The organism is Cohnella endophytica (assembly GCF_003628305.1).
In the GTDB taxonomy this organism is placed as follows: domain Bacteria; phylum Bacillota; class Bacilli; order Paenibacillales; family Paenibacillaceae; genus Cohnella; species Cohnella endophytica.
Genome location: NZ_RBZM01000004.1, coordinates 194,527 through 220,348, shown reverse-complemented (window position 1 = coordinate 220,348; position 25,822 = coordinate 194,527). Strand labels below are relative to the sequence as shown.

The following is a 25,822-nucleotide window of genomic DNA, read 5'->3' as shown; positions in this document are numbered from 1 at the left end:
AGATTCGCCGCGATCAGCTCACGCTCGCGGGTTCCGTCGCGCGAGCTCTGTTAAACGTAGAGGCGGCGTACACGATCAAGGCGACCCAGATAAACGAGAAGCTAATCAGCATCACCGCGGAGATCGTCTCCTTAAAGACGAGCAGACTTAAGATCAACGTAATCGTGGGAGCAATGTATTGTACGAATCCGAGCGTAGACAGCGGCATCTTTCTCGCCGCCTTGGCGAAGAATAGCAGCGGCAGCGCGGTCGCCGCTCCGGAAAGCATCAGTAGCAATAGCGACGAGGCAGGCAATGTCCATGCCGTGGAAAGATGCTTCGCCCCTAGATAACCGCCGTAGATCAAAGCTAACGGAACGACGATCCCCGTCTCGGTGAGCAAACCTATCGAAGCTTCCTGCTTTACTTTTTTCTTCGCTAAGCCATAGAGACCGAAACTGGCGGCCAAGGAAATCGAGATCCAAGGAAAGCTGCCGTAATCTACGGCGACCAGCAACACGCCGGCTCCCGCTAACGCGATGGCCAGCCATTGCCCGCGGTTCGGTTTCTCCCGAAGGAACAACACTCCGAGCAGAACGTTAAGAAGCGGAGTTAAGTAGTAGCCGAGACTTGTCTCGATCACGTGCCCGTTGTTGACGGCCCAAATAAAGATGAGCCAGTTGGCCGTAATCAATAAGCTGCTGACGATCAGCGGCAAAAGCGCGGCCCTATTCGTCAACACCTGTTTCATCTCTCCCCAGCGCTTCTGGAAAGCGACTAAAGCGGCGACGAAAACGAACGACCAAGCGATTCGGTGGGACAATATTTCTCCGGCCGGCACGTTGTCGAACAATTTCCAATACAAAGGGAGCAATCCCCACATTACATAAGCGAGGATCGCGTTTATCAAGCCGTTTCTCATGGAGTAATCCCTCATTTCCGAATGCCGAACGATACGAACGAAATTATATCACTCCGGCGACCGGAATGAATAGGGGAATTGCTGGCACGAAACCTTGGATATCCCCTCCGAGCCGACCGTGCGAAGTTAGCGGTTTACGCGTCGTAATTTACGACATAACGGTGCCGTTCGGTATGATAAAAACCTTCGCTATATTCAACCAATTCCCCGTTCTCGTCGTAGGCATAACGGGACCTCTTAAGCAATGGGGTCCCTTCCCCGATTCCGAGCGCTTTGAGGATGGAAGGCGGAGCCGACGCGGATACGGAAAATTCATCGCGGTACTTGCCTATCGTTACCCCTTGTTCCTCTAGCAGACCGTAAAGCGATTGCGCGCTCAAATCGGACAGCTCCATGCCGGCCACCCGGCTCGTCAGGAAATGCGTGAAATGGATATAGGGCTCGTTGTTCAGATCATACAGCCTTTCGATTCGCAAACATCGTTCCCCGAACAATCGGAGCGCGATCGATTCTTCTTCATTCGAGACGACCTCGGCATGAAGAAGCTGTTTGCCGATCCGGTAACCTTCTTCGACCAACACCTCCGTAAAACGCTTTAACTTGGATAGCTTGGACGAGGAAGTGTTCCGGATGACCTTCGTCCCTTTGCCGCTGCCCGTCTCTACGTACCCTTCCTGCGCCAGAACCTTGATCGCGTTTCGCACCGTGATTTTGCTGACCTGGAATTCCTGTTCAAGTAGCGGCTCCGAGGGAATGTTCGTTCCGACCGAATATACGCCATGAAGGATACGATCCTTCAAGATGTTCGTTATTTGTGCGTATAGAGGTTTCTTGTTACGGGATAACTTCATTACCTGATCACGTCTCCGTTCGCCTTCGACATTGCTCGCAGAATCTCGCTTTCGCTAGACATCGGCGTGTCCCCTGTTATCGTGTGCGCAAGCATGGCGGCCGCGGCAGCGAAACGAACCGTAAGTTCCGGATCGAAGGAAGAAAGTTCCCCATGGATGATTCCGCTGGCAAAGGCGTCGCCCGCTCCGATCCTGTCGTAGACGGCAAACGTAAGACGTTCGGAGAACGCGAAGGTTTGATTTTTGAATAGATAACCCAGCAAGGAGTGCGTATTGTCTCCATTGATCGTGCGCTGCGTTCCGGCGATCGCGGAAATTCCGTATTGCCGGGCGACCTGAGGAATGAGGTCGAGCAATTGCTCTTGGCGGTCGACCTTGTCCGTCGGCAGGCCGAGAATGAGCATCGCGTCCTTCTCGTTCATCATGACGATGTCCGCAAGCCTCATCATTTTCTCGTAGAACGGCTTCGCTTTAGCATAACCGTCTTCCCCCCAATGACCCGGTCTGTAATTGCAATCGAAGACGACCGTTCCTCCGTTACCTTTGACAGCCTCTGCAAGAGCAAACATATGCCGCCTGACCGCATAGTTCATCGCCAGCGTAATTCCGCAGAAATGCGCGATATCGATTCCCTGAGCAATGTGCATATAGTCGAATGAGCCGGTCGGAGCCGTATTGAAGCTGCTCTCCTGCCGGTTGGAATACGTGACCCTAGCAGGCCTCGCGCCGAAGCCGTTCTCTAGGAAGTACATGCCCATGTAACTGCCGCCCCGGCCGACGAATTCGGTCGAGAGTCCAAGCTTGCGCAATGCGGCATTCGCCGCGTCCCCGACCGCGTTGTCCGGTAATCTCGTTACGAGAAAGCCTTCATGTCCGAAGCATGCAAGCGCCGAAGCTACGTTCACTCCCGTGCCGGAAAACGAATAGTTTAAGCTGCTAGCCTGGGAAAGCAACTCGTACCCCGGCACTTGCAGGCGCATCATGACTTCTCCGAAAGCGGCAACGCGAAGGCGGCTAACCATGGTGGTCAACCAGCCTTTTCATCGTCTCGAGCAGGACGCGCACGTCTTGAACGTTCGTCCTTCCTGTCTCTTTGTCGATAATCGAAGAGTAGACGTGAGGAATGATATGCGGAACGCCCGCTTCGAGCGCGATGCGCAGAATCGGCTCGAAATTGTCCATGTCGATACCGCCCGTCGGTTCAAGCGCGAAGCCTTCTTCTCCGCAAGCCTTCGCTACCGCGCGAAGCTCGTCCTCGCGGTTTAGGCCGTTCATCGGAAAGTATTTCAAAGCGTTTCCTCCCATATCGCGTACGAGCGCGATCGCCGTTTTCACGGGGACGATCGCTTGCTCCGGATGCGCCGCGCTGACCGGGCCGGTCGAAACGTTCACATAGCCGGCTTGCCCCGTCGGGGATACGAGGCTGTTGATCCAGCCGCCCCGGTCTCCCAAATTCGCCCGCGTGGCGCCTACGACCGGGAACACTTGATTAATATGCGTGCCAGGGTAATGCTTCGCGATCTGAGCGACGATGGCCGCCTGCCGGTTATCGCCGGCGCCGAGACCGATTGAAACGGCATCGTCGATGGCTTCGCCGTATCGCTTCATCGCTGCGACGGCCGCTTCGACTGTCGGATAATCTTTGGAGAGGACGCCGACGAGCACGTAACCTTCTGCCGCGTCGAATACTTCTTTCGCGTTATCCACGCCATTCGCCAGAACGTTCAACGCGACCCGGCCTTTATACAATCGTTTGTTCATGTCGGACATGTTAATTGCCTCCCGTAAGCTTGCGAATTCTTGCCGCGATAACTTCGATATCATCTCCTTGCAACGGACGAGGATCGATATCGAAATAGCCTTGCTTCACGCCGTAATCGCGCGTATATATGGCGATGTCGCCGTTTTGCAGATCAACCGCGACCTCTTTGGCGCTCGTTCCCGATTGATCGGGATCGATGTGAATTCGCGCGCGATAGATCGCCCGTCCCGCTTCGTCTTGCACAATCGTTACCTGGACGCCCGGTTGTTCGTTCAGCGGCATGAGTTTTTGCAAGGACGACATCTCTCGCTCGCTGTTATCCGGTTTATCGAGATATTCGTCGAGCGCGCGAAGGAGCCCGAACGTCGTTTCTTTGCCGACTTTCATGCTGCGGCCGATGCCGCGTAATTGGACTTTGACCATCTCGACGTATGCGCGTTTACCTCCGACGATGCCCGACGTCGGACCTTCGATCGCTTTGGATCCGCTGTAAATCGCGAGATCCGAGAACTTAACGTATTTCCGGATATCTTCTTCCGCCGCGGCATCCACGATGAGGGGCACGTTATTGCGACGGGCGACCTCCCAAGTTTCTTCGACGGAAATCATGTTTTTTTGCACCGCATGGTGCGACTTAACGTACAGAATCGCGGCCGTGCGGTCACCGATCGCGTCCTCGATGTGCACGGCCTTTCCTTCGTTCGCATAGCCGACTTCGACGAGTTTGCCGCCGCCCAAGAACACCATCGTTTCGATCGGAGCTCCGTATTGGACGTTATGTCCTTTCAGAATAAGGATTTCGTTCTTCAAGATCGGCTCCTGATGCAGACGCTCGCTTAGACGAAGGTTCCCCTGCGTCACGATGCCCGCGACGGACAGCGCGATACCGCTCGACGCGGAATTGACGACGACCGCGGCCTCCGAGCCCAGTATTCCCGCGATATGATCCCCCGCCTTATCGACGAGATCGGCGATTTCCACGTAGCTTTGTCCGCCTTGCTTCATCGCTTCCATGACCGTGTCGGTAGGCGCGGAAACCCCGAGAATGCTCATTCGTCCGCTGGCGTTAATGACGCGTTTCAAACCGTATTTCGCATTTAACGAACCGCCCATTGACATAAACCCCTTTTGCTTCGATTTGATGATTGCCGATTCGTTTGTCGCCTTCGGAATCGACGAACGTCATGCTTTGGTCGTTTAACGCGAATAAGGTCAGATTCGCCTTGTCGCCGACTTGAATTCGTCCGAGCTCCGGCTTCTTCAGCCATTCGGCCGCTCGTACCGTCACCGCGTCGATCACTTCGCTTAACGGGTAGCCCAGGAGCAGAAATTTCGACATGACGTGGGCTAAGCTGCGCACGGGACCATATAACCGGTTCCCGCGATAAATATCCGAGCTGATCGTATCGAACCGGACGCCGCTTCGTTTCGCCGCCTCCGCCACTTTAAAGGAGAAGCTTGCGGTTCCGTGTCCGACATCCAGCAGAACGCCTCTTTCGATCGCTGACGTTAATTCAGGTATCGGACAACCGTTAGCGTCGAATAGATGATTGCTCTTCCCGTTCAAATAGTGCGTCACGACATCTTCCTTATCCAACAAGGGGAGGATATCCTCGATACGCGGCGGTGCGGAGCCGATATGTACCATTAACGGCAAGTCGGTTGCTTCGGACAACTTCTTCGCGATTCGCAAAGGTTCGATGCCGTTATCCAGCACGACGCTTCCGCTCATTCTTGCCTTCCACCCCACGATAAAATCCGGATTGCCTTGAACGGCCCGCAAAGCATATTCCCTATCGAGCCAGGTTAAGTCGGATAACTCGTCGACTCGAAGCAAACCGATCTTGGAGACGTTCAATAACGCGAAGACGGTCGTCGTCGCCTTCTCGCGTCTAGCCGCCAGGTCGCCGATACGGTCCGCGCCGCAACTGCCGGCGTCGACGATCGTGGCGACGCCTTGCTTCACGCCGATCTCGTCGATGTCATCCCCGTAAGGATCGAAATCGGGAAACGCGTGGACATGAAGATCGATCCATCCGCTGGATACGTACAATCCGGAACAGTCCATCGTACGGTCGCCTGCGGCTTGACCCGCCGCCGTCACTTCGACGATAACCCCGTCTTCAATTGCGATGTCGATCATCTCGCCGCTAGTAAGCGTAGCTTCACGAAAAACTAACCGTTCTGACATCGTATACTCACCTTCGGTCCTTATCACTTGGTTTAATAGGCATGCTACATTAAGTTATAACGTTATAACGTTAAGGTACATCCAAAATCGTTACCCGTCAATAAACATTATAATGTTTAATAGAGTACAATAACGCACAAAGAAAAACCGCGCCGGGTTCCGGTGCGGTTAAACTTATTTTACTTCGCGCTTATCCGAGCATGGCTCCTTCGCCTTTAGCTTGAACTTCATGCTGGCCTGCATCCCCGCCTATCTTTTTCAGCTTGCGGAGCGTCAAACCCAGCGCAAGTCCGACGACCGCGATAACCGCAAGAATTCGGTAAGTATCTTGAAACGCATGCGCCATCGCGTCCGGTTCGGGTTTTAAGCCTTCCGTAACATGGGTCAAAGTCCTGTTCGCGATAATCGTCGTCAACCCGGCGATCGCGAAAGAAGTAACGACTTGTTGGGCCGCGCTCGTCAACGAAGTAACTCTGCTCACCAAGTTACTCGGAGCGGATTGAATCAAGTAAGTATTCAACGGTAAGAAGGACATTCCCATTCCCATGCCGAGCAACACGCGAGGAAACAGAAACGCCCATGCGCTGTCCGTTGCATCGATCCGAGAGATTAGGAAAGCTCCGACGGTCACGATCGTAAGCCCCGTGATGACGAGGGGGCGCGCGCCGATTTTATCGTATAGACGGCCTCCGATCGGCATGAACAACCCGGCAGCGAGCGCCTGAGGCAATGTCCATATGCCCGCGTGGAACGCACTCATTCCCATTAAACGTTGCATGAAATAAGGAATCATGAAAATAATTCCGAACATAACGAATTGAAGAACCCACTGAACGACGATGCCGCGCGCGAAGAGGGATGACTTGAATACCCTAAGCTCAAGCAAAGGTTCCTTTTTCCGAGTCAATTCCACGGCCACGAACAGCAATAACGCGACCGCTCCTCCAATCAGACCGATCAGCGTCTTGGTCGAAGTCCAGCTATTTCCGCCTTCGCTGATGCCGTAGGATAATCCCGCGAACGCAAGCGGTCCAAGAATGATTCCCCAGAAATCGAGCGCGGCTGATGTTTTTCTCGGAAATCGAGGAAGCTTCAATACGCACAATATAAATCCGATGATGCCGATAGGAACGTTGATTAGAAAAATCCATTCCCAGCTTACGTAGTCTACCAAATATCCGGAGATGATCGGGCCAAGCGCGGGAGCAAGCAAGATAGGTATGCCCATCAAGCCCATGATGCTTCCCGCCTTCTCGGGAGGACTAAGCCGATAGGTTATGGCGAAAGCGATCGGAACGACCATGCCGCCGCCTAATCCTTGAACGACCCGGAACGCGATAAGCTGTTCCGCCGTCGTCGCGAACGCGCACAGGATAGAGCCAAACGTGAACAGGACGAGCGACAAGATAAAAACCCGTTTCGCTCCGAATCGGTCGGACATCCAGCCCGCGAGCGGAATTACCGCCGCCTGCGCAAGAGCATAACCCGTAATCGTCCATTGAACGACCGACAAAGAGCGGTGAAAATCTTTCCCGAGTACGGGTAATGCGACGTTGACCGCGGTCGTGTCCAGAATAACCATGAATATGCCTACGATGATGGCAATTAATGGTGCGATAAGTTCTCTTAACGACGAAGCCGGTTTGAATTCCGAATCGACTGCCGATGTGGACATGCGATAAAGCCTCCCTCGAATACGATTTATTCAGTGAGATTGTAACCTCACTGGATAAAATTAGCAATCATTAAACGAGCGAGTAAAGTCCAATCCTATCATTTTATTTTTCTTGCTTATTTTCTAAAGAAATATATTGATAATGAGAATCGATATCAATATAATGAGATTTGTTATCAATGATAATCATTATCAATAATTAGGGGATTACACCGTTGAAAACACTCCGGGCAGCACTTCCCCCCGAATTCAAATTCTAAAGAAAAGTCGAGGGATCCCTAATGAAGCAATTGGATAAGGAAAAGATCAAGCTGCAATACTTAACGTTCGCAGCAAGCCTGAAAACGATTATGTTAAGCACCGTGGACGGAGACGGGCAACCGTTCATCTCCTACGCGCCATTCGTGAAGCGCGATGGCAAATTGTACGTGTACATAAGCCGCATAGCCCATCATTTCCGGCACATCGAGAACCATCCTACCGTCGATGCGATGCTCATCGAGGACGAGTCCCAGTCCGCCAATCTGTTCGCCCGCCAGCGCGCGCGCTTCGTCTGCACGGCTGTTAACGTAGGCAACGAAGGGTACGAGGAAGTATTCGAACAATTCGAGCTTTCGTTCGGCAAAGGCATGATCGGCATGCTCCGCGGCCTTGATTTCTCGCTGTTCGAGCTCACCGCGCGCGAAGGCCGATACGTCGCGGGCTTCGGCCAGGCATTCGATATCGACTTGGCCGGCGATAGGTTCGATCACGTCGCAAGAGACGGTCATAAACCCGCCAACCCGTCATAATTCGAATTAATAGACGAAGGAGTAGATCTAAACATGACGATTACTACCGTTTTGCCGATCTGGCGCGCGATTCAAGAACGTTTTCACAAGACCGTCCGTAATTTGCCCGAAGCCGATTTGAAGCTGCAGCTAGGCAGCGCATCGATCGGCAACATGCTTCGCCACAACGGGGAAGTCGAGTACATGTTCGCCAATTGGTTTTTCGGCAAGAAAATGCCCCAGGGCCTCGCGATCCATACGGGAAGAGGAGCCGCCGGCGCCAAAACGGATTTCGTCGATCTTGACGAACTGATCACGTTTCTGGATGCTTCGAACGCTCATCTTGTTCAGGCGATGCAAGATCTCCCCGAAGAAAAATGGAACGTGCCGATCGACTCTCCGATGGGCGTAACGACGCCGCTAGAAGCCGTCGGACGGCTTATGTACCATACCGGCATCCATGTCGGACAAATATCGTTAATCCAGAAAAATGCGCCCGACCGCACGCCGTCTAACGAAGAACCGGCTCAAACGCATTAATCGCTTTATCCGGAAATAAGAAAAACCATCCTTGGTTCAATGGCTGCTCAAAGCTCCATTGACCAACAGGATGGTATTTTTCTTATTTATCTCTCGACTTATCGAGCTGCCCCTCCGTTTACATCTACGCTCTTATGGCATCCCAACTCATTCGAATGATCTGCCCCAAGTGCTCCTCGTTTGCCTCGGCTTGGCCTTTGAAATGCGCAAGAGCCAATTGAGCGATCGGGAAGTAACAATAAGAGAGCAAGATTAACATGCCGATCTGTTTAAGTTCCCCGTCGCGCTTGCCCTTCTCGATGAATGCGTACAAGGGCTCGAACAGAGGGGACGTATCCTCCAGTTTCAGCTTCGAAATAAGCGGCGAGGTAGAAAACTGCTCGAGAAACAGGAATTCTTGTTTGTTATCAAGCATGAACTTCAGCGTATTCCTCATGAACAGCTCGCATGCGGCTTTCGTGGACAGCGATGAATCGAATCCGTTAATGATAGATCGGCTAAGCCGATGCTTGACCTTCACGTAAAGCTTGCCAAGCATATCTTCCTTGTTCTCGAAGTACACGTAGATCGTCGCCGATGACACGCTTGCACGTTTGGCGATTTTGGACATGGAGATGTCGGAAAATCCGATTTCGTTCAACAATTCGACCGTAGCTTGAAAAATGGCTTCGCTTTTATTCTCGTCTTTATGTCTCATGCGTTTAGGATAAACGAACGATTAATTAAAATCAACAGACTGCCCTACCACGTTAAACGGTCGCCCCGGAAGGGTCACCCGTTCACGATTCCGATAACGAACCCGTCGTATCCTTTGCTCCCTACCGTCTGAATAGCGGTCGCGGTAACGTTCGGTTGCTCCGCCAACAGATCGAAAAACTGCCGAGTACCTACAACGCGAGGATCGGGGTTATCCGAATTCACGACTTCCCCGTCGCGAATCACGTTGTCGCCGATGATCACCGTACCCGGACGAGAGAACCGGAGCGCCCACCGCAAGTAATTCGGGTTGTTCGGTTTGTCCGCGTCGATAAAGACGAGATCGAATGGCCCCTCGTGCTCATCCTCCAATCGCGCTAGTTGCTCCAGGGCATTTCCTACGCGAATTTCCACGATGGATTCGAGACCCGCTCGGGCAACGTTGTCTCTAGCGACCTTGGCATGAATCGGGCTAAGTTCCAATGAGACGAGACGGCCGTCCGCAGGCAATGCTCTAGCCAACCAGATCGTGCTGTATCCGCCCAGCGTGCCGATTTCCAGAATCCTTCCGGCCCCCTGCATCCGAGCGAATAAGTGCAACATTTTGCCTTGACTCGGAGAAACGTCGATCGCCGGCAGGCCTTCTTTCCGATTCGAAGCCAGTACCTCTTCTAGCACGTCGTCGCGAGGAATCAACTTCTCCTCGATATACCGATCTACTTGATGCCAGGTTTCCAAGTGGCTCATAATCTCCAGCAACTCCCTTCGTGTGTTCTTTCATCCTCATTATATTCGGGGTAAAATCATATTAATAATATATCTTTTAAGAATACCCATATAATAAATGTATGATAAGAACGAAGGAGCGTGACGAAAATGAACCTGCATGCTTTGCGCCTATTCCATACGATCGCATCCGTGGGTAGCGTGACGGGAGCGTCTGAAATGCTGAAGATCAGCCAACCGGCCATTACGGCCCAGATTAAACGGTTCGAGAAAGAGTTATCTCTCTCGTTGATCAAGCCCCAAGGCCGCGGCGTCGCGTTAACGGATGCCGGGGAGAAATTGGCCATGCTCTCCAAGCGTTTATTCGCCGTCGAACAGCATATCGAGCAGTTCTGCCAAGACTACTCCCATGGCGAGAGAGGTCATATCCGGCTTGCCGCGACCTACTTGCCCGCCAACTTCCTTATCCCCTTCTGGATCGCGCAATTTAAGCAGAAGCATGATCAGGTGGAGCTCACGATCAATACGACCAATTCAAGCGATGCTTTGAAGCAGCTTCTGAACGTCGATGTCGATGTTGCGATCTACGGCGGCTTGCCCGAGACTTACCCGGATTCGGTAAGGACCGAGGAACTGTTCCAGGACGAGCTCTGGTTCGTCGTCGCGCCGAATCATCGTTACGCGAACGCAACCGTAACCTTGAACGAGCTCATGAATGAGCCGTTCGTCATGCGCGAGGAAGGCAGCTCGACGAGAGAAAGATTGCTCGCCTTATGCCGAACCTATAGTTGTCCGGCTCCCCGTATCGCGCTTCAGTTCACCGGCCTGCACGAAGCGATAACGGCCGTCGTCGCCGGATACGGCGCTAGCTTCGTTTCTTCCTTGGTCGTTCGCGAATACGTAGAACGCGGTCGCTTATGCCGGGTGTACGCGGAAGACATTCAATTGATGAACTCGATCGCCATCTGCACGCGGGCGGACGAACCTCCGTCCGCCGCGGCGGCGAATCTCATCGAGATGATTCGTCGTAATCCGTACGTCAGAGTGCCCTAATCTCATATTAGCCAAGCCATCTCTCATAAACTTGATATGAAGGCCTATTCGGATCAAAGCCCGATAGATGGAGGGAAGCGATAGCGATGAAAAATCCAAACCCGAGCGAAGGAAAGCCTTTTATCGTGCCGCAGCCGATAAATAGCCTAGGCCAAGGGGCGCCGGATTTCGGCCCCCGAGACATTATGAGAGACGCGGAAAATCCGAACATGCTAGTTCCTCCCGTCACGGACTCCGGCTTGCTGCCCAATCTGAAAATGTCTTTCTCGGATACGCATATGAAGCTTAATCATGGGGGATGGTCCAGAGAAATTACCGTACGCGACCTTCCGATCGCCACGACGCTCGCGGGCGTCAATATGAGCCTGACGCCGGGCGGCGTCCGGGAGCTTCACTGGCATCAGCAAGCGGAGTGGGCTTACATGATCTGGGGAAACGCGCGCATTACTTCCGTCGACCAGAACGGGCGCAACTTCATCGCGGACGTCGGGCCCGGCGATCTGTGGTATTTTCCGGCGGGACTCCCCCACTCTATACAAGGACTGGCCGGAGGCTGCGAGTTCCTTCTCGTCTTCGACGACGGCCACTTCTCCGACTTAAATACCCTCTCGATATCCGATTGGTTCGCCCATACGCCGAAGGATGTTCTCTCCGCCAACTTCGGCGTACCGATGAGCGCCTTCGACGTTATTCCGTCGGATCAGGTATACATTTTCCAAGACCAAGTGCCGGGAACGTTGGAGAGCCAGGCCGTTCAGTCCCCTTACGGCGCGATTCCTCTATCGTTCAAGCATCGTTTGCTCGCGCAGACTCCCCTAAGGACCCCGGGAGGAAGCGTGCGCATCGCGGATTCCTCCAATTTCCCGATCGCGAAAACGATCGCAGCCGCGCTCGTCGAGATCGAGCCCGGCGCGATGAGGGAGCTGCATTGGCATCCGAACAACGACGAATGGCAATATTACTTGACCGGCCATGGCCGCATGACCGTATTCGCCGGCAACGGCGTAGCGCGAACGTTCGATTACAGGGCCGGCGACGTCGGTTACGTGCCTTTCGCCTTCGGCCATTACGTACAGAACACGGGAACGGAAACGCTATGGTTTCTGGAAATGTTCAAAAGCGACCGGTTCGCGGACGTCTCCTTGAATCAATGGATGGCGCTCACTCCGAGAGACCTCGTTCGGGATAATCTGAACGTCGGACCGGAACTTCTGGATGCGTTGAGGAAGGAGAAATGGCCAGTCGTCAAATATCCCGGCTTTTCTTACTGCCCGAAGTAAAGTCGTAGTCCGTTACATGGACAGCAGAATTGCAGCGCGTACCCTCAAGACTTGGCGAGCTTGGCGAAATCCCGGCTCTTCAGTACGGACTTCTCGTACCCTCGGGTAACCGCATGGATCATCGCCGTTCCCAGCTCCCTTAAAGTCGTAACGTAACCGGGCATTAGTCGGCGCAGGAGTGGATACGACCACGAGATGAAAGCATAAAGACGATGGGCGTTTTTCAGCCCTTTGGTTGGATGAATGTAGCTTGGCCTGAAAATATACACCTGTTCGAACGGGAGTCCCATTAGCACGTTTTCCGTTTTGCCTTGAACTCTCGCCCACATCGACCTGCCGCGTTCGCTGACGTCGGCGCCGTCTGCAGAAATGTAACAAAAAGTCATGCCCGGATTTAGTTCGGCCAACAGCTTGGCCATATGCGTCGGGATTTCGTGCGCGACTCGGCTGTACTCCGCTTCCTTCATTCCCACCGACGACGTGCCTATACAATACAAACAAGCGTCATACCCTTGAAGCCGTTCCCGAATCGGTTTCAAATCCTGGAAATCCGCATGCACGATTTCCGTCAGCTTCGGGTGTGACACGCCGCTCGGCTTGCGATTGACGATGAGCACCCGTTCGACTTGAGCATGCTGAAGGCACTCGTGAAGGACGCCCTCTCCCACCATCCCCGTCGCTCCGGTCACGATTACACTAATTTTCTTTCCTGCTGCTAAACGGTTCGAAATCATTTATCGTCACTCTCTTTCGACTAATTCTTATGTTTGCCCCCTTATAATAAACGATCATTCGGTTAACTACAAGAAGGAATAGATTTGGACAATGACAATGTCTATTCCCTCTTTTAGTACCAGAACTCCGCGTACGCGTATAATCCCAGCACGCCTACGATCCAGAGCAACGGAACGAGATTCCAGAGGAGAGCGGCCTTGTATTTTCCTCGAGAGAAAAGAACCCAACCCGCGATCAAGGCGACGATCAACGCGAGCGGATAAGCGAGGATATACGAAATAATAAGCCAGGTCGCCGTTTGTTGGAACACTTTGGAATCGTCGAACATCATGAGCGACATGCCGGCTATGAACAACCACACCGCTCCGAACAACAAGTAGAAAATCTGCAATCCGATTAATAGCCAACGCGTTTTATTCCGGTTCATCCTTAATCCTCTTCCCTGGACAGATAGTTAACTTGCACGATACTCCTATCCTAACAAATAAAACTTACGCCAAACTGAAAAGAAAGCGCTTCATGTCAGTTGTTTGAATGCCGCGATTCAAAACAAAGCCTTTGGATCGGCCGATACCCGAGCATAATCGATGTCCGCCAGCTCGTCCGCGCCATCCAACAATTCCGTTGCAAGCTCGCAGTAAGCCTTCGCGTCCGCTTCCCTGTCCATAAGCAGCAACAGCGCGATCATCTTGGCATGAAGCCTTCCGCTTAGAGGGAGCAGCTCCGCCCATTTCTGCATCGGATTTAACGCGATATCGTAACGCCGTTGGCGGACGTACGTATCCACGATCGCTTCCAACAATCCCGTGTAGCTTAGCTCCAACTCCGCCTGCCGAGGAGCCGCCCAACCGTATCCGCTTCCGACCAAATAACCTCCTCCATACAGTTGAACGGCTCTTAAAGCATGCGTTAAAGACGAGGTACGCCGAAATAACCGTTCCTCGTTGCCGTAAGCAACGACGTCGTCGAAGGCAGGCGACCAGACCAGGCTGTAGCTGCCTCCGGCGATTTTCGATTGCCCGATCACCTCGGACAGCCCGAAAGCTTCCAAATCCTTGCGCAGCTGATATACCGTCGAATGAAGGTTGACCTGTGTGCGTTCCACGTCCCGTCCGTACCAGAGATCCTCCATGATCTGCGCCTTGCTGACCGGGTTTCCGCGATGATGGTGCAAATACGCCAGAAGCTCTTTCGATTTCGAGTTACGGAAACGGATCTGTTCCCCCGAGTCCGACGTTACGGAGAAAGGACCGAAGCCGTAAACCGATATTCCCCGTTCAGGTTCGTATTCGTCGGCGACGTCATGTCCGCTTCGCTTCGCGAGCCTGCGAAACGTACGCGCAAGATCCTCCTCCATGACGGGCTTCAGCAAATAATCCAACGCCTCTACTTCGAAGGCGTCTTTGGCAAACTCTTCATGGGCCGTCAGGAACGCGATTTGAATCTCCGGTCGGCATTCGCGCAGCTTGCGTGCCAGCTCCAAGCCGTGCAATGTCGGCATTTCCATGTCGAGCAAAGCAAGATCGATCTGCTCCGGCTCCGTTAACGCGTACTCGAGCAGGGCCGAGGATTTATCGAACAACCCGCAAACCCGAACCTCTTCGAACTCTTCCAACAGCTTGCCCACCCTTCGAAGGGCGGGCATCTCGTCGTCGACCGCGACTACTCGAATCATCCTTGCTCCTCCTTTCCGTCCCATGGGTTTTGCGATATGCGAAGGGACACCTTAGTGCCGCCGGCGCTTCCATCTTGAATCTCGAGTCCTTCGCCGAATAACTTCAGCATTCTTTGGTGAATGTTCCGCAAGCCCACTCCGCCTTTACCCTCGTACTCTTTCGACAAAATCGTCCGCGCCCAATCGGGCATACCCACGCCGTCGTCTTCGACGGATAGCGAAGTATAGCCTTCGTTCACGTTGACGGTTATCGTCACGGTGCCGCCATCTTCCTGTTTCGTAATTCCGTGACGTACCGCATTCTCGACGAGCGGTTGCAAGGTCAACGGTGGGAGCATACATGTCGCGGTTTCATCCACCTCGAAGCGGACTCGGAGCCTCTCTCCGAACCTAGCCCGCTCGATCTGGAGGTAAGCATCGGTCAGTTCCAATTCCTTGCGCAACGGCACCAGCCTCTCCTTGTTCTTAAAGTCGAAGCTCCCCCGCAAATAACGGCTAAGCTGCAGCAACAGATCATGCGCGGTTTGCGGTTCGTCCAGCGACAATGAAATAATCGTATTCAGGGCGTTGTAAAGAAAATGGGGTTTAATCTGCGCCTGCAAGAACGCCAGCTCCGAGCGGACCGCCTCTTCCGCCGACCTCCTCATTTCCAATAACGTGCGAGCGCGCGCCTGCAACTCGAACGCTTGAAAAGGCTTGATCAAGTAATCGTTCGCCCCCACTTCGAAACCGTACATCACGTCCGCTTGATCGCTTCGTACGGTGGTCAGCAGAACGGGAAGCTCGGATAACGCATGCGTTTGCCGGATCTGGAGGCATGTCTCGTACCCCGATTGTCCCGGCATCATCACGTCCAGAATGACGAGTCCGATAGCGTTGCCTAATCGGTTCAGCATTTCCATGGCTTCCTTCCCGCTTGAAGCGGTAACGATTTCATAAGGCCCGTCCGCCAGTATGGCCTGAATGACCCGAAGATTGACCGGATCGTCGTCAACCGCCAGAATCATCTGATTCCGCTTCCGGCGATCATCCGATAATTGGGTTGCCGTGGCCGCCGTTTCCCGCCAAGCGCTCGTCAATCTTATGAGCGTATCGCCCTCTTCCGCGCTTGAATCCGACTGCGCTTCTTGCCTAGGATCTGCATCGCTGATCGGAATCGTGAACGTAAATACGGAGCCCTGACCCACCTCCGACTGGACCGATATCCTTCCCCCGTGTAGTTCGACCAGCCTTCTGGCGATGCCAAGCCCGAGTCCGGCCCCGCCGTACTCCCTGGCGACGGACGTCCCCACTTGCTCGAACGATTGAAAGATCAACTCCAGCATTCCCGCCTCGATGCCGATTCCCGTATCGGCGACCGACAGATGGAGCATGCCTCCGCTAGCCCTTGCCGACACCTTAACTTCGCCTTCCGGCGTAAACTTGATCGCGTTCCCGATCAGATTGTAAACGATCTGAAGCAGCCGGCTTTCGTCGGCATCCGCGTAAGGAAGAATATCCGGCCAGTCCAAGCGTAGAATGACCGGCTTATCCCCGATATAATGGCGGAATACCTCTTGCTGGGCGGAGACGACGGCCCGAACGTCGACGGGTTTGCGCTGCAATTGTATGCCGCTATTTTTCAGACGGGACAGGTCGAGAATGTCGTTAATGAGGTTCGACATGCGTCTGGCAACGGACACCACGACCTCCAATTGTTCACGCTGATGCCCGCTCAGCGGACCCGCTTTCTCCTCGGCGAGCGCCAAGGAAAGATTCATGATACCGTGCAATGGCGTCTTCAGCTCATGAGAGGTGTTGGCCAGAAATTCGTCCTTCATGCGGTTCGAGGCGATCAGTTCGTCCGACATCCGTCCGATTATCCGGAAGGCGTTCGTAAATCTTCGAGCAAGCTCCATTGCTTCGATAAACACGAGAAGGATGAACCCGTAAGGAACGAGTTGAAGATCGATCCAGATTATCCGGCCATCGCTGTACAAAATATCATGAAAAGCCGCCGCCGCGAAAATAAGCCAACCGCTAAGCTGAAGCCAAGCGCCGCTTCTGCTTCTCCATAGCGCCAACATAAATCCGAAGAGAATGTAAGCCAAGCTCACTAACGAGACGTACTTATAAATATCGATAAAGCGCGTGTAGACTTCCGTGGGAAGCAGTACCACGCTTGCGATAAAAGCGATTCCCGTCCCTACGAGCGCCTTGATCGCGACCGGATGATACTCCTTCGGATACAGTTCTCGCACGAACAGCAACGCTGCCGTGACTCCGCCGTAATAAGTCAAATACTCCAATAAAATAAGAAGCCTGATATCCGTATGCGGATAAAGTTGAACGATATACATTCCGCCTACCGCGCCGATTCGGATCGCTCCTAACAGACAGCATATTCCAAAATACAGGGTGGAACGATCCGACCTGCGCTGCGCGAACAACGCAATCTGATAGAGGCCCAGTAGCGCGCAACCGCCGAAAACCGCCATGTCCACGATACTCGCGCGTTCCTTCATCTCGATCATCGATCGTTCCGTGCCTAGCGTCAGACTATACCAGATCCCGCCTTGCGGGTAGATTTCATTGGAGACTTGAATGTATAGATCGAATTGCTTCCCGGGCGGATCGAACGTCACGGTCTGAGGAAAATACGCGGCTCTTTCGGTTGTCCTATCGGAAGCGACGGTCCCCGACCCCGCAATGACTCGGCCGTCGACGAGAACCGAGTAGGCCGGAGCGATCGCCGGAATCCGCAAACCTAGCTTGCCGGTATTTTCTTGCGTAATGACGGTGAGACGGTAAGTCGCGAAACCCCGTCCGGGCAGTCCATAATGCGTCCACACGCCGGGAACCGCAGCGATCGACGGCTTCGCGGTTCCCGCGACCGCTTGTTCGCTATCTGACAGAAGCTCGCTCCAATGCATGGACCAACTGCCGTTGAGGCGGACGGGTCCGTCTTGTTCAAAGCTCCATTGACGAAGATCCAATCGTCCGTTTTCCGCGCGGGGACTTGTTTTCGACGGAAGAGATCCCGCAATCGTCAGACTTAACGCGATCAATGCTAGCACCAAGCCGACAAACGCCGTAAGCTTGATATGCCGACTTCGTGATGTAAGCAAAAGAGCACCGCCTTCGGGTGGAAATATTCGAATTCATTTTAGCATACATCCGGTCGGCTTCTTCACAAAAAAAAAGAACCGTTGTCGGTTCGTTTTCCGATTATTCAATCGTTCCTGAAGATACGATGATATAGCCTGCTGAATAATTCTCCGCGTAAAAATAATAGTCTCCCGGTTCGTCCGCCGTGATCTTATAAGAAAACTCCTTTTCTTTTTTCGCGAAGCCCTTAACCAACTCTCCATTGCGGATATAACCGATCTCCATCCATTCTCCGGTTGGATCCGAATACTTCTTCCTTGTTTGCAGATCCAACCGGAACCCTATAGACAACTGCTCGCCTTTGTTTAATCGCCAGCCGGAGCCGTCCGCCTTCGTGAAAATGACGAGGTCGCCGTTGTTCGTAAAAAGCTCGGGTATGGTAATCTTGCCCGCCTTTTCCGATACCGCAATATTCGTTACCGAGCCGGCATTAAGCGTTCGAAGCTGAGAGGCCTGAATAATGCTGCTGGTTAGGACCGGCTTACCGGATGGGCTTTCGGATACTTCTCCCTTGGAAACCTCCTGCATGGAAGCATAATTCGGCCGTTCGGCAATGTGCCTATTCTCTTTATTTAAGAGGATCGCGCCGTATAGTTTGCCTCCGGTTGCCGCGTTAACCGCGTAAGCGGACATCATCGTCGCGGCGACGGCAGCGGCGACAAGAGCGATTTTCACGGATATTTTCTTTGATCCGGCGAAACTGTCGCTAGTTATCGCGGATGGATTCCCGATCTTGCGCATGACTAATCTCCGGATTATTTCCTTGTCGACAGTTTGATCCTCCTCATACGGAATCGCGTCCGTATCGATGCCTGCTTGCTCAAACATTTCCGATATTTTCATTTTCAAACGCGTACCCTCCTTCCGTTAATACTTGCCTTAAGTAGGAACGTCCGCGCGAAAGCCGGCTTCTCACCGTGGATTCCTTCATCTTCAACCGATTTGCGATTGCCGCCGTTTTCTCCATGAAGAAATAATGCCGAACGAAGATTTCTCGATCCGACTCGTCCATCAACGACAATGCCCATTCCAGCATTCGCTTCTTCTCCGATTGTTCCAGCCGTTCGCCCAGGTCGGACTCGATCCATACGTCGTCTTCAAGCTCGCATAATCGCGGATTATGGTTTCTAAGCTTCTTAAGCGCCTGATTCCTGGCGATAGCGGCCAAGTACGACTTTATCGACGTACTCTCCTCGCGGATCCGTTCCGCGTTGTGCCAGAGTAGGGCAAAGACATCGGATACGACTTCCTCGACGTCTTCCGATTTCATGTAATCGCCGATCACGTTCCTGACGATCGTACTCGCGTAGCCGACATACTTGTCCATGATCTCTTCGAGAGCGGATGCTTGTTTTTGTTTTAACCGATCTATCAATATCGATTCTTCCAACGCAACACCTCCTAACGCCGTCAACCTATATATCCGAATTTGTACCGTATTGTTGCATACCGAAAAAAAATGATAAGGCGACGAAGAGACGAACCGACAAATCCGGTTCTTCTTTTTGGCCTCATCTCCTTTACCCGACCCTCATATATTGGTGAAAATGAAGGCGGAGGTACGACGGAAATGGGCAACTTTCAAAGCCTTATAGAAGAGGAGATCCACTCCCAATTATCGGCCCTCATACGGCAGCAGAAACAAGACGGAAGCTGGCGGTTTTGTTTCGAGAACGGGACGACTTTGGATGCCTATGTCATTATTCTTCTTCGAACGCTGGACGTGCGGAACGAGGTTTTGATTAGGCAACTTCATGATCGCATTCTCGCCGAGCAACAGCCGGACGGCTGCTGGAAATGGTATCGCGACGAAGAAGGCGGTAACTTGTCCGCTTCGGTCGAGGCCTACTATGCCCTGCTCTACTCCGGGTTTACCCGGATGACGGATGAACCCGTTCTGCGAGCAAAGAGCTATATTCAATCCAAGGGCGGTATCGGAAAAACAACGAGCATTCTGACCAGAGCCATCCTTGCGGCAACCGGACATGGCAAATGGCCAATGTCCATCGCGTCCATTCCGTTGGAAGCCCTGTTGCTTCCCGTTTCTTTCCCGATTAACGTGTTCGAATTCTCCGGATATTCAAGAGTCCACCTTATTCCGATGCTGATCATGGCCGATCGGAATTTCTCCCTTAAGACCGAGCATGTTCCTGATCGATACGACCTCTCAAGCGATGACATGGACTACGATAATCGGCTATCCCGGGGCGTTCAAGAAATGGTTGGCCATATACAAGCCGGGTTGAGCAAGCTTACAGGTACGCCCCGCCAGCTCCGCGAAGCAGCCAAGGCGAAAGCCGAACAGTTCCTACTGCAGCGTATAGAGCCGGACGGGACGCTATATAGCTATGCCAGTTGCACGATACTCATGATTTTCGCGCTGCTTGCCCTCGGTTATGAAAAAAATCACCCGCTCATTACTCGCGCCGTTCAAGGAATAACCGATATGCAATGTCGTTCCATTGGCAGAACAACGATTCAGAACTCAACGTCCACGGTATGGGATACGGCCTTGATCGCCTCCGCGATGCAAGAAGCCGGAGTTCCGGACCATCATCCCGCGATTCGAAAAGCCGCCGCGTATTTACTGGCCAGACAGCATGACAAAAAGGCGGATTGGAGCATTCATAATTCCGACACCGTTCCCGGAGGATGGGGATTCTCGGACACGAATACGCTGAATCCGGACGTAGACGACGCAACCGCGGCATTACGAGCCATCCGTCGCCTTTCCCGTACGGAACCTCTTTTCCGGGAATCGTGGAACCGCGGGTTGAATTGGGTGCTTTCCATGCAGAACAAGGACGGAGGCTGGCCGGCATTCGAGAAAAACGCGGACAATAAAATGCTGACCTGGCTCGCCATCGACGGCGCTAAATCCGCTGCCATAGACCCATCCGAGGCCGACCTGACCGGTCGCACCTTGGAGTATCTCGGGAACTTCGCGGGGCTGGGCATGGGGCACGAGTTCATGAAGCGAGGAACCGATTGGCTGAAGAATCATCAGGAGAGAGACGGCTCATGGTATGGCAGATGGGGAATCTGCTACATCTACGGCACATGGGCAGCGCTAACGGGTTTAAGGGCAGCCGGCATCGACTCGGACGATCCAACGATTCGAAAAGGAACGGATTGGCTGCTGAGCATACAAAATACCGACGGAGGATGGGGCGAGTCCTGCAACAGTGATCGGCTATTCCGATACGTACCGCTGGGCGAAAGCACGCCTTCTCAGACGGCCTGGGCAGTGGACGCGCTCATTGCGGTTCATCCTCGGCCGTCCGCCGCTATCGACAAAGGCATTCATAGATTGATTGCTTCCTTGCACGATACCGGATGGGCGGCTTCTTATCCGACCGGTGCCGGCCTCCCCGGCAACTTTTATTCGCATTATCACAGCTACCGGTATATTTGGCCCCTCCTTGCATTGAGTCACTATAGGAAGAAGTACGGGGAACATGAAAGCCCGCGCTAGTGAGGCGCGGACTTAAGTGCCACGAGAGATTAGTCATTGTGCGGGTGTAGTCCGGTAAAACCTAACTACGTGCCACAAGAGTAGCCTTTGTGCGGATGCAGTCCGGTAAAACCTAACTACGTGCCACAAGAGTAGCCGTTGTGCGGGTCTAGTCCGGTAAAACCCAACTGCATGCCACTAGATTAGCCTTTGTGCGGGTGCAGTCCGGTAAAACCTAACTAAGTCCCACATGTTTAGCTTTTTTGCGGGTGCAGTCCGGTAAAACCTAACTACTTGCCACAAGAATAGTCGTGTTGCGGGTGTAGTCCGGTAAAACCTAACTCGTGCCTCGAGATTAGCCTTCATGCGAAAATAACTACAAGAATTAAGGACGCCCCGGCCCTCCGTCGGGAAGCCTGGCCAATGTCCATTCCGGCAAATCGTTGCGGCACGGGTATTTGGCGGCAAGCTTCTCGTCGATGTCGATTCCCAAGCCTGGCGCTTCTTGAATATACGCATATCCGTTCCGAACGCTCGGACAGCCCGGGAATACCTCGCGAAGCCGGTCGGTTAAGTGATACCATTCCTGAATGCCGAAGTTAGGCACGCTCAAGTCCAGATGCAGATTGGCCACGTGGCCTACGGGAGATACGTCTCCGGGACCGTGCCAAGCGGTCCGAACGCTAAACGCTTCGCTCAGCGCCGCGAGCTTACGAGCCGGCGTTATTCCTCCGATCGCGCTGACATGGACTCGAATGAAATCGATCAGGCCGCTGCGGATAAGGGGCACCCATTCCTGAGGATGGACGAATAATTCTCCCATCGCGATCGGCGTCGCGCATTGGGATCGAATCATTTGGAAGTAATCCAATTGCTCCGGAGCCAGCGGATCCTCCAAGAAAAACAAACGATAAGGCTCTAGCTGCTTCGCCAGACGTACGGTTTCGATCGGAGCCAGACGCTCGTGAACGTCGTGAAGCAGCTCGATCTCGAAGCCGAGTCGCTCCCTCAAGCGATCGAACATCCGGGGAACGCTTCTGGCGTAAGCATCGGGATGGAAATAGGCGCCGGGAAGCGCATTCTCCGGAGGAACGAATGCGTTCTTTCCGCCGTAACCGCCCCATTGGCAACGAACGTGACGAATGCCTTGCTCCATGAACCCTCTCACATTGTTCTCGATTTCTTCGAGGTCGGAACCGTCCGCATGGCGGTAAATGGCGACGCCTTCCCGGCATTTGCCTCCGAAGAGCTGATATAGCGGCTGTCCGGCCAGCTTGCCCTTAATATCCCACAGCGCCATGTCGACACCGGATATCGCGTTGTTCAGCACCGGACCGTTCCTCCAATAGGAGCTGACCATTGCCGTTTGCCAAATATCTTCGATACGCTGCGGATCTTTGCCAATCAGGAACGGCTTGAGATACTCGTCGATCGCGGTCGCCACGGCCAAGTACCGCTGGGTAAAAGTCGCGCATCCGAGACCGTACAAGCCCGGCTCGGACGTCTCTATTTTCACTACGACCAGATTTATGCCTTCGGGAGCCGTTAGAATCGTCTTCACGTTGCGAATCGTAATTCCGTTCATTCCGCTCTCTCCTTTTCCGTTCGCTTATTATTTTGCGGGTTCCATGCGTATTCCGGCATACCGGGGAGTATCAAGCCGCCGTCCACTCTTAAATTGATTCCGGTCACGTAACTCGCCGCATCCGAGGCCAGCCATACCGCGATCGGACCGATATCTTCGGGAAGCCCTTTGCGACCGAGCGGAATTCTGCGCCCGAACTCGTCCGTTATCGAACGTCCCCTAACCTCGATCGCACCGGGAGCGATGCAATTCACGCGGATTCCGTAAGGCGCGAGATCGAGAGCCGCGGATTCGCTTGCCCGCTTCAGCCCGGCTTTTAATCCTCCGTACAATGCGTCTCCGGCGTAAGCGCGTTCAGCCCTAGACGAGGTAATATTGAGAATGCTGCCGCGGATTCCGGCTTCGATCATGTGATTGGACGCTTCTTTCATGAACATCAACGGAGCGCGGAAATTCAAGCTGACTAGCATGTCCACTTCCTCGACAGGAAGCTCACGGATGTCGCGAAACCGGCTAATCCCCGCATTGTTAACCATCAAATCGATTCGGCCCATCTTCCGCAATGTCGCTTCCATCGTGTTTACTACCGTTTCCGCCTTCGTCAGATCGCCGGGTACGATCCAACAATCGCCTCCCCAATTTTCGCGAACCTTTCGGGCGGTTTCATTGGCGGCTTCGTCGTCGTTCCAATGTCCAATCGTTACGTCATACCCGGCTTTGGCCAATTCGAAGGCTATTCCTTGGCCGATTCCTCGGCTACCGCCCGTCACAAGCGCCTTTCGTCTCGTTTCCACTAGGCAACCTCCGTTTCTCGAACAGCGTCCCTTTCTTTTCAACCCTATGATAGCGCTCCCCTAATCAGAAGAATAGTTGGAATTCCCAGAAATGTATGGCTTTTTTTACGCAATATCTTACGTTTTGATCTCCCAGCCAGCCGGGAAAGCGGATCAATGAGTAATAAAACAAATAACTACGGCAACTATTCCCAACTCATTTCGTCTTTATTTTTAGAGGCCGCTAATCAATTCGGAGGTATGTATAATGCTTAAAATATATGTTGTTGCGATAGCCATGATTCTTTTGACCGCATGTAATTCAACTAAGCCTAATTCGGTTTCCAGTCATTCTGATCTGACCATTAGCGAAGCTGAAAAAGCGGGGTATGTCGTATCAGGTCCTGGAGGTTTATCCGGCGTCGAGAAATTGGAGGAGTTTTATCATAAATTTCAAAACCGGATTAAGAGTCAATTGAGTATTGCCCGCTATACCGACGAAGGAGATCCCCTATTTATTGATCTAGACTTTAACGGGGAGTCGATAAAATACACTTACGATAATTCATGGGACAAGTTCGGAGGACAAGAAAAAGGAGTTAAAGCAACAAACTGTGAGGTTATTACTACACGAACCGGCCTATACGGGGAAACCTATGGTACGCAATTTTTATTGAACAAATGCAATGACGATATTGGGTATAGTGACCCCGAGCAAAAGGAATATTTATTATTATTCGTTACGCAAAAACAATAGATTGGTGGAGAGATATGCGTAGAGTTCTGAAATTGAAATTTATTTTGCCTAGTATCCAAATCATTCTAACGATAACTTCAGTAATAATAGACCAGAGTTTCAATCGTGGATTCGGTGAAGGGGCGAATCAAGTAAAAGCCAATCTTATAAGCAATATAGAGTTTTTCATTAAATCCTTGCTTGGATATGATGATATCGTAAATTACAATTTCAGGTTAGCTACGTCTCTATTAGCTATTGGCTTTTGGTATTTAGTCGGCTTAGCAATCGATAAATTAATCGATAATAAGAAGGATTCAAGATGAAGACGGCAGGATCGGGATTGATGATTCGAAAGTTTTTGTTTTATAATAGAGTCAACGAGACGAAGAACGTCCCTCTCCATTTTTTGAACATGGAGCCGGGACGTTCTTTTTCATTTTAGAGGGGTGAGAGGTATGATTTTCGAGCAAGCGCACGACGTATTTATTCAAAACCATCTGAAGAAACGAACTGGAGAACGGAAAGGCCGGCTTGATCGGGGGCATCGGGAGGCAGAGAAACTTTTTTGTCAAAACGTATGGTGGCCACTTCTAGGAAACTTCGATGGATTGCACCCTGAATTCGAGGTTCTCGATTGGCGCGGGTTATCCTACTTTTGCGATTTTGCTTGGTTGAAGTGTACTGTGAAATTGATCATCGAGATCAAAGGCTTTGGCCCCCACGTTCGGGATATGGACAGGCAAAAGTACTGCAACGAACTGAACAGAGAAACCTTTCTAGCAGCCATGGGATTCCAAGTCATCTCGTTTGCTTACGATGATGTCGCTCACCGTCCCGAGCTATGCATCACACTACTGCGGATGGTCATTAGCCGTTATCAGTCGCAAACTAATCCGGTCAGTTTAAGCCGTTTGTTGGAACGGGAAATCGTTCGTCTAGCATGCAGGCTAGCTCGTCCTTTGCGCCCTATCGATGTAGAAACTCATCTAAGCGTTAACCACCGTTATGCAGTTCGAACGCTTCAGTCTCTGTGCGCGAAAGGATGGTTTGACGCTATTGCCGGAGCAACCGGCCAGCACGTCGTACGGTATGAACTCCAGCTTAACGGGAGCATCATGCAACATTTGTAAAATACCTGCAATCGTACATCTTTTTCCTCTATCCGCTACTTAAAAATACAACATTCCAGCTAATAAGCATCTTTTCGTTACTCCAACTCTCAGCTCAAGCGAAATTACGCAATATTCCTGTGCATTTGCAGGGATTCCA

At 52.5% G+C, this 25,822-nt stretch carries 24 protein-coding genes; 7 read left to right on the top strand and 17 right to left on the bottom strand.

What is annotated here, in order from left to right:
• Positions 1-13: 13 nt before the first annotated feature.
• The 7 genes from rarD to D7Z26_RS07495 all read right to left on the bottom strand — a co-directional run bounded on the left by rarD (position 14) and on the right by D7Z26_RS07495 (position 7,380).
• Positions 14-901 (bottom strand): EamA family transporter RarD, encoded by an 888-nt coding sequence (rarD, locus tag D7Z26_RS07525; protein ID WP_120975471.1) that lies wholly within the window; start codon positions 899-901, stop codon positions 14-16.
• 134 nt (positions 902-1,035) lie between these two features.
• On the bottom strand, positions 1,036-1,752 hold the full coding sequence (locus D7Z26_RS07520) for a GntR family transcriptional regulator (RefSeq protein WP_120975469.1): 717 nt from the start codon (positions 1,750-1,752) through the stop codon (positions 1,036-1,038).
• Complete coding sequence (locus D7Z26_RS07515; RefSeq protein ID WP_120975467.1) at positions 1,752-2,774, bottom strand: sugar kinase; 1,023 nt, start codon at positions 2,772-2,774, stop codon at positions 1,752-1,754. Before D7Z26_RS07515 ends, D7Z26_RS07520 begins: the two co-directional genes overlap by 1 nt.
• Complete coding sequence (dagF, locus tag D7Z26_RS07510) at positions 2,767-3,522, bottom strand: 2-dehydro-3-deoxy-phosphogluconate aldolase (protein WP_120975465.1); 756 nt, start codon at positions 3,520-3,522, stop codon at positions 2,767-2,769. Before dagF ends, D7Z26_RS07515 begins: the two co-directional genes overlap by 8 nt.
• A gap of 1 nt (position 3,523) precedes the next feature.
• The gene (locus D7Z26_RS07505; protein ID WP_120975463.1) at positions 3,524-4,627 is read right to left on the bottom strand and encodes a DgaE family pyridoxal phosphate-dependent ammonia lyase; all 1,104 of its coding nucleotides are present in this window, start codon (positions 4,625-4,627) and stop codon (positions 3,524-3,526) included.
• A complete protein-coding gene (locus tag D7Z26_RS07500) occupies positions 4,581-5,705 on the bottom strand; it encodes an amidohydrolase/deacetylase family metallohydrolase (RefSeq protein WP_120976494.1) in 1,125 nt (374 codons plus the stop codon). The genes D7Z26_RS07505 and D7Z26_RS07500 overlap by 47 nt, the downstream gene beginning before the upstream one ends.
• Before the next feature lie 190 nt (positions 5,706-5,895).
• Entirely contained in the window at positions 5,896-7,380 is a 1,485-nt protein-coding gene (locus tag D7Z26_RS07495) for an MDR family MFS transporter (RefSeq protein WP_120975461.1), read from the bottom strand.
• Positions 7,381-7,661: 281 nt separating this feature from the next.
• Between D7Z26_RS07495 and D7Z26_RS07490 the strand changes: the two genes are divergently transcribed.
• Together D7Z26_RS07490 and D7Z26_RS07485 are read left to right on the top strand one after the other, a co-directional pair.
• Complete coding sequence (locus tag D7Z26_RS07490; protein WP_120975459.1) at positions 7,662-8,171, top strand: HugZ family pyridoxamine 5'-phosphate oxidase; 510 nt, start codon at positions 7,662-7,664, stop codon at positions 8,169-8,171.
• A gap of 33 nt (positions 8,172-8,204) precedes the next feature.
• Complete coding sequence (locus D7Z26_RS07485; RefSeq protein ID WP_120975458.1) at positions 8,205-8,690, top strand: DinB family protein; 486 nt, start codon at positions 8,205-8,207, stop codon at positions 8,688-8,690.
• A 124-nt stretch (positions 8,691-8,814) separates the two neighbouring features.
• Here the strand turns inward: D7Z26_RS07485 and D7Z26_RS07480 are convergent, their stop codons facing one another.
• Both D7Z26_RS07480 and D7Z26_RS07475 read right to left on the bottom strand, forming a co-directional pair.
• On the bottom strand, positions 8,815-9,387 hold the full coding sequence (locus D7Z26_RS07480) for a TetR/AcrR family transcriptional regulator (RefSeq protein WP_120975456.1): 573 nt from the start codon (positions 9,385-9,387) through the stop codon (positions 8,815-8,817).
• A gap of 74 nt (positions 9,388-9,461) precedes the next feature.
• Positions 9,462-10,133: an O-methyltransferase gene (locus D7Z26_RS07475; RefSeq protein ID WP_120975454.1), complete on the bottom strand. Its 672-nt coding sequence runs from the start codon at positions 10,131-10,133 to the stop codon at positions 9,462-9,464.
• A gap of 129 nt (positions 10,134-10,262) precedes the next feature.
• Here D7Z26_RS07475 and D7Z26_RS07470 point away from each other — a divergent pair, with 129 nt between their 5' ends.
• The gene (locus D7Z26_RS07470; RefSeq protein WP_120975452.1) at positions 10,263-11,165 is read left to right on the top strand and encodes a LysR family transcriptional regulator; all 903 of its coding nucleotides are present in this window, start codon (positions 10,263-10,265) and stop codon (positions 11,163-11,165) included.
• An 86-nt stretch (positions 11,166-11,251) separates the two neighbouring features.
• Positions 11,252-12,445 carry an oxalate decarboxylase family bicupin gene (locus tag D7Z26_RS07465; RefSeq protein ID WP_120975450.1) on the top strand — a complete coding sequence of 398 codons (1,194 nt, stop codon included), beginning with the start codon at positions 11,252-11,254 and terminating at the stop codon, positions 12,443-12,445.
• 44 nt (positions 12,446-12,489) lie between these two features.
• Here D7Z26_RS07465 and D7Z26_RS07460 read toward each other — a convergent pair whose 3' ends face one another.
• The 6 genes from D7Z26_RS07460 to D7Z26_RS07435 all read right to left on the bottom strand — a co-directional run bounded on the left by D7Z26_RS07460 (position 12,490) and on the right by D7Z26_RS07435 (position 19,392).
• Positions 12,490-13,179: an NAD-dependent epimerase/dehydratase family protein gene (locus tag D7Z26_RS07460; protein WP_120975448.1), complete on the bottom strand. Its 690-nt coding sequence runs from the start codon at positions 13,177-13,179 to the stop codon at positions 12,490-12,492.
• A 113-nt stretch (positions 13,180-13,292) separates the two neighbouring features.
• Positions 13,293-13,607 carry a hypothetical protein gene (locus tag D7Z26_RS07455; protein WP_120975446.1) on the bottom strand — a complete coding sequence of 105 codons (315 nt, stop codon included), beginning with the start codon at positions 13,605-13,607 and terminating at the stop codon, positions 13,293-13,295.
• Between the two features lie 117 nt (positions 13,608-13,724).
• Positions 13,725-14,855, bottom strand: coding sequence for a response regulator (locus D7Z26_RS07450; RefSeq protein ID WP_158602241.1), 1,131 nt, complete (start codon positions 14,853-14,855; stop codon positions 13,725-13,727).
• Positions 14,852-17,962, bottom strand: a complete 3,111-nt coding sequence (locus tag D7Z26_RS07445; RefSeq protein ID WP_120975442.1) for a hybrid sensor histidine kinase/response regulator — start codon at positions 17,960-17,962, stop codon at positions 14,852-14,854. Before D7Z26_RS07445 ends, D7Z26_RS07450 begins: the two co-directional genes overlap by 4 nt.
• A gap of 100 nt (positions 17,963-18,062) precedes the next feature.
• Positions 18,063-18,851, bottom strand: a complete 789-nt coding sequence (locus D7Z26_RS07440) for a hypothetical protein (RefSeq protein ID WP_120975440.1) — start codon at positions 18,849-18,851, stop codon at positions 18,063-18,065.
• Positions 18,823-19,392 (bottom strand): sigma-70 family RNA polymerase sigma factor, encoded by a 570-nt coding sequence (locus D7Z26_RS07435; RefSeq protein ID WP_120975438.1) that lies wholly within the window; start codon positions 19,390-19,392, stop codon positions 18,823-18,825. The genes D7Z26_RS07440 and D7Z26_RS07435 overlap by 29 nt, the downstream gene beginning before the upstream one ends.
• A gap of 180 nt (positions 19,393-19,572) precedes the next feature.
• Here D7Z26_RS07435 and shc point away from each other — a divergent pair, with 180 nt between their 5' ends.
• Positions 19,573-21,477: a squalene--hopene cyclase gene (gene shc / locus D7Z26_RS07430; RefSeq protein WP_120975436.1), complete on the top strand. Its 1,905-nt coding sequence runs from the start codon at positions 19,573-19,575 to the stop codon at positions 21,475-21,477.
• 364 nt (positions 21,478-21,841) lie between these two features.
• Here the strand turns inward: shc and D7Z26_RS07425 are convergent, their stop codons facing one another.
• Positions 21,842-23,041, bottom strand: coding sequence for an enolase C-terminal domain-like protein (locus D7Z26_RS07425; protein ID WP_120975434.1), 1,200 nt, complete (start codon positions 23,039-23,041; stop codon positions 21,842-21,844).
• A complete protein-coding gene (locus D7Z26_RS07420; RefSeq protein ID WP_120975432.1) occupies positions 23,038-23,835 on the bottom strand; it encodes an SDR family NAD(P)-dependent oxidoreductase in 798 nt (265 codons plus the stop codon). Before D7Z26_RS07420 ends, D7Z26_RS07425 begins: the two co-directional genes overlap by 4 nt.
• 247 nt (positions 23,836-24,082) lie before the next feature.
• Between D7Z26_RS07420 and D7Z26_RS07415 the strand changes: the two genes are divergently transcribed.
• Both D7Z26_RS07415 and D7Z26_RS07405 read left to right on the top strand, forming a co-directional pair.
• The gene (locus tag D7Z26_RS07415; protein ID WP_120975430.1) at positions 24,083-24,571 is read left to right on the top strand and encodes a DUF4362 domain-containing protein; all 489 of its coding nucleotides are present in this window, start codon (positions 24,083-24,085) and stop codon (positions 24,569-24,571) included.
• Positions 24,572-25,008: 437 nt separating this feature from the next.
• Positions 25,009-25,683 carry a DUF559 domain-containing protein gene (locus tag D7Z26_RS07405; RefSeq protein WP_120975426.1) on the top strand — a complete coding sequence of 225 codons (675 nt, stop codon included), beginning with the start codon at positions 25,009-25,011 and terminating at the stop codon, positions 25,681-25,683.
• Positions 25,684-25,822 lie beyond the last annotated feature (139 nt).